At 71.9% G+C, this 3,581-nt stretch carries 3 protein-coding genes and 1 pseudogene; 1 reads left to right on the top strand and 3 read right to left on the bottom strand.

What is annotated here, in order from left to right:
• The first annotated feature begins 125 nt into the window (after nt 1-125).
• A complete protein-coding gene (locus AB0E94_RS18155) occupies nt 126-632 on the top strand; it encodes a hypothetical protein (protein WP_360327401.1) in 507 nt (168 codons plus the stop codon).
• A 124-nt stretch (nt 633-756) separates the two neighbouring features.
• On the opposite strand, the gene pcaC is transcribed toward AB0E94_RS18155, so the two are convergent.
• The 3 genes and pseudogenes from pcaC to AB0E94_RS18140 all read right to left on the bottom strand — a co-directional run bounded on the left by pcaC (nt 757) and on the right by AB0E94_RS18140 (nt 3,074).
• The gene (pcaC, locus tag AB0E94_RS18150) at nt 757-1,140 is read right to left on the bottom strand and encodes a 4-carboxymuconolactone decarboxylase (protein WP_360327413.1); all 384 of its coding nucleotides are present in this window, start codon (nt 1,138-1,140) and stop codon (nt 757-759) included.
• Between the two features lie 18 nt (nt 1,141-1,158).
• Nucleotides 1,159-1,872, bottom strand: a pseudogene (locus tag AB0E94_RS18145) (alpha/beta hydrolase); the annotation flags it as partial.
• Nucleotides 1,866-3,074: a lyase family protein gene (locus tag AB0E94_RS18140; RefSeq protein ID WP_360327399.1), complete on the bottom strand. Its 1,209-nt coding sequence runs from the start codon at nt 3,072-3,074 to the stop codon at nt 1,866-1,868. The pseudogene AB0E94_RS18145 and the gene AB0E94_RS18140, both read right to left, overlap by 7 nt.
• Nucleotides 3,075-3,581: the final 507 nt, after the last annotated feature.

The following is a 3,581-nucleotide window of genomic DNA, read 5'->3' as shown; positions in this document are numbered from 1 at the left end:
CGGGGCCGGCGCCCCCCCCCGGCCCTCCCCCGGCTGGCCCCCCCCCGTGCCCAACCCCGTTCCCCCACAGCGGTGCGGACCAGCCGGGGCCGCGCGGGACAGGCAGGTTCCGTGAGAATGCATCCATGAGCATCCACGGGGAGATCAGGAACACGGCCGGCGTCATCGGCAGACCGGCGGCGCCGCCGCCAGGCCCGCGGGCGGTGCTCGCCGGGTGGATCGCGGCGCTCGCGGCCACCGTCGGGTTCATGCCGTTGCATGTGGTGTGGGCGGCGGGCATTCCCCTTTTCGCGGATGCCGAACGGTTCCGGGTGTGGCACTCGGACGGCGGCGGGTTCTATCTGTGGACACTCACCGGGCTGGCGATCCTGCCGGCCGTGTACGCCTTCGCCCTGATCCGGCCGTGGGGGCTGCGACTGCCCCGGATGCTGCTCATCGTTCCGGGATATGCGCTGGTAGTGGCGCTCGGCGGGTACACCGTGCTCGCCGTGGTGCTGTCGGTCGTCCAGTGGGACTCACCGGAGGCGATCTTCAGACCGTGGACCGGGATCTACGGGATCGGGCAGTTCACGGTCTGGGTCGGGGCGCTCGTGGTGGCCCTCCGCTCCTACGCGAGGCGGACACGGATCTGACGGTGACCGACCGTCTCAGCCCGGCGGCCGCTGGTCGGCCGGGAGCAGCCGCCTGCCTCGCGGGGTAGCTCACGGTTCGTCCTCGTGGCCGTACCGAATCGTGGTCTTAATGCCGGGAAGCCGGTCAGTCTGTTTCGGACAGCACCCGCTGCGCGATCCGGAACGCGGTGTTGGCGGCCGGGACGCCGCAGTAGATTGCGGTCTGGAGGATCAGCTCCTTGATCTCGTCGTCGGACAGGCCGTTGGTGCGGGCCGCGCGGACGTGCATCGCCAGTTCCTCGTGATGTCCGAGAGCGATCAGGGCGGTGAGCGTGATCAGCGACCGGTCCCGGCGGGCCAGCCCGGGACGGGTCCAGATCTCGGCCCAGGCATACCTGGTGATCATGTCCTGGAAGTCGCGGGTGAACGCGGTGGTCCCGGCGGTGGCCCGGTCCACGTGGGCCGGGCCGAGCACCTCCCGGCGGACCGCGATCCCCGCCGACCGGGTCTCGTCGAAGTGCTGGTCCAGCAGGAACGCGACGACCTCCGGGTTCTCCGCGGGCGCCAGGTGCGCGACCGCGTCGAGAACGACCAGACGCCCGTGCAGCACACCGCCGGCGATCGCCCGCAGGCTGTCCGGCGGAGTAGGTTTGTCCTGCCCACCGGCCACCGCCAGGACCGGGACCGCGATCTCGGCGAGCCGGTCACGCACGTCGAACTCGGCGAGCGCCTCACACGCCCGCGCGTAACTCTCCGCGTCGGTGGCCCGCAGCGCCGCGATCAGCGACTCCGCCGCCGCCGGCTCGGGACCGGGCGCGAACCAGCGCTCCCGGGCGCCGGCCACCACCGCCTCGACGCCCTCGGCCCGGACCAGCTCCGCGCGAGCGTGCCACATCGCCGGCTCGCCGATCTTCGCGCCGGTGCACAGCAGCGCGGCGGCGCCCACCCGCTCCGGCGCGTCCAGCAGCAACTGGAGGCCGACCGCGCCGCCGATCGAGTCACCGGCGTAGGCGAACGTCTCCCCCGGGCGGATCCGGTCGGCCAGCGCCAGCACGTCCCGGGCCAGGTCGGCCATCGTGAACGGGCCGGTCGCCGGGGCGCTCGCGCCATGCCCGGGCAGGTCCCAGCCGACCACGTGGTAGCGGCCGTACAGGCGGTCGGCGCACTCCGTCCACAGGGTCGCGGCGCTGGTGCCGACAGACGGCCCGAGCAGCAGCAACGGCCGTCCCGGAGCTTCGGTCAAGGTGGTCGCGGTCAGCACGTCTCTCCCTCTCGGGTCTCCTTGGCACGGGCCAGGGCAGCGTCGATGATCTGGTCGGTGGCGCCGAGATAGGGACCGGCATCAGGCGTGATCGAACGCTGCTCGGCGTCGATGCCGGGCCGGGCGGCGGCCAGGTTCGCGGTCATCCAGGACGTCTCCACCTGAAGGCCGGCCAGCAGCTCCGCGGTCTGCGACCCGGCCGTCACGGTACGCCGGGCCAGCGTGCGCAGCGTCGCCCATTCGACGTGCCAGCCGCCGTCCGGGCGTTCGTCGACGGCCGCGGCCGCGCCGGCGTGCACGGTCGCGACCAGGAACGGCGCGGCCAGCGCGGCCCGGCGGATCAGGATCGACAGGACCGGGTTCTGCTTGTTCGGCATCGCCGACGAGCCGCCACGCCCGGCGACCGCGCCCTCGGACAGTTCGTGCACCTCCGGGCGGGCGCCCACCAGCACGTCGTTGGCGATCCGGCCCCACGCGTCAGTGCAGGTCACGAACGCGTCGGCGACTCCGGTGAGCGGCGCCCGAGCGGTGTGCCACGGACCCCGGACCGGCAGGCCGAGAATCTCGGCGGCGGTCTCCACCAGGGCGCGGGCCACGATCGGTGAGCCGGCCAGGGCGGCCGGCGCGGCAAGGCTGCCGGCGGCGCCGCCGGCCTGCGCCGGCAACACGACGGCCTCCAGACGATCCCGGGCGTCCAGGATTCCGGTGAGCCAGGTTGCTGTTTTAAGACCGAAAGTGATCGGTACGGCGTACTGCGTCAAAGTCCGTCCGGCCATCGGCGTGTCCCGGTGCTCGACAGTGAGCCGGACCAGGGCGGCGGTCTGCGCCCGCAGGTCGTGCCGGATCCGCTCGGTCGCGTCCCGCAGACACAGAACCAGCCCTGTGTCGATGACGTCCTGGCTGGTCAGGCCCTTGTGCAGCCACTTGGCGGCGACCTGGTTGCGGGACTCCAGCCGTTTCCGCAGCAGCTTCAGCAACGGGATCAGCGGGTTCCCGCCGGCTTCGGCGCCGGCCGCCACCATCGGGACGTCGTCGGCGGTGATCAGCCCGTTCAGGTCGTCGGCGGCTTCGGGTGGGGCTACGCCGTGCCGGATCAGGGCGTCCAGCCAGGCGGATTCGGCGCGCACCATCGCCGCCAGAACCGTCGCATCGGTGAAGACTTCACCGGCCCGTTCGTCGCCCGGCCACAACAGGTCAGTCACCGCACAGCTCCCATGTCCCTGCAACCAATCCAGTCCGACTGTCCCGAACACTCCGGCCCGCCGCCATCCTCACCTCCGCCGCGCGGCCGCGCCGCCCGTCGCCGAGGTCCGAGTTCCCTGCTGATCTTGTGGAGTTCTGCGAGACAGGTGCGACCGAAGTCGACAGGATCGCGGTGGGTCGGCGCTCTCTGGTGCCTGTTCGCGGTGGGTTCTCGCGACCTTGCCGCACTCGCGCCGATCTTGCACGAATGTGCACCCTCGCGCCGATCTTGCAGCTTTTTGCAGGCCCTGGCCTGGAGGATGTTGCAAGATCGGCGCCGCGAAGTGGATCTTGCAACGAAGTACCCGGCGGGGCGGGAAGAATCGTGCAAGATCGCGGCGGCGTGGAAGATCGTGCAAGATCCACGAGCTGGGGCGGCGTTTGAACACAAGCCGACGGCGGCCAGCAAGGCGGAACCGGACCAACCACGCCGCAGACCGCGGTGGCCAGGAAAGCGGAACCGGACC

The organism is Actinoplanes sp. NPDC026670 (assembly GCF_040638175.1).
Lineage (GTDB): Bacteria > Actinomycetota > Actinomycetes > Mycobacteriales > Micromonosporaceae > Actinoplanes.
This window is presented reverse-complemented; position numbering and strand designations above follow the sequence as displayed.

Coding starts and splice junctions, on each gene's coding strand:
- AB0E94_RS18155 (WP_360327401.1), top strand. CDS start 126: ATGAGCATCCACGGGGAGATCAGGAACACGGCCGGCGTCATCGGCAGA.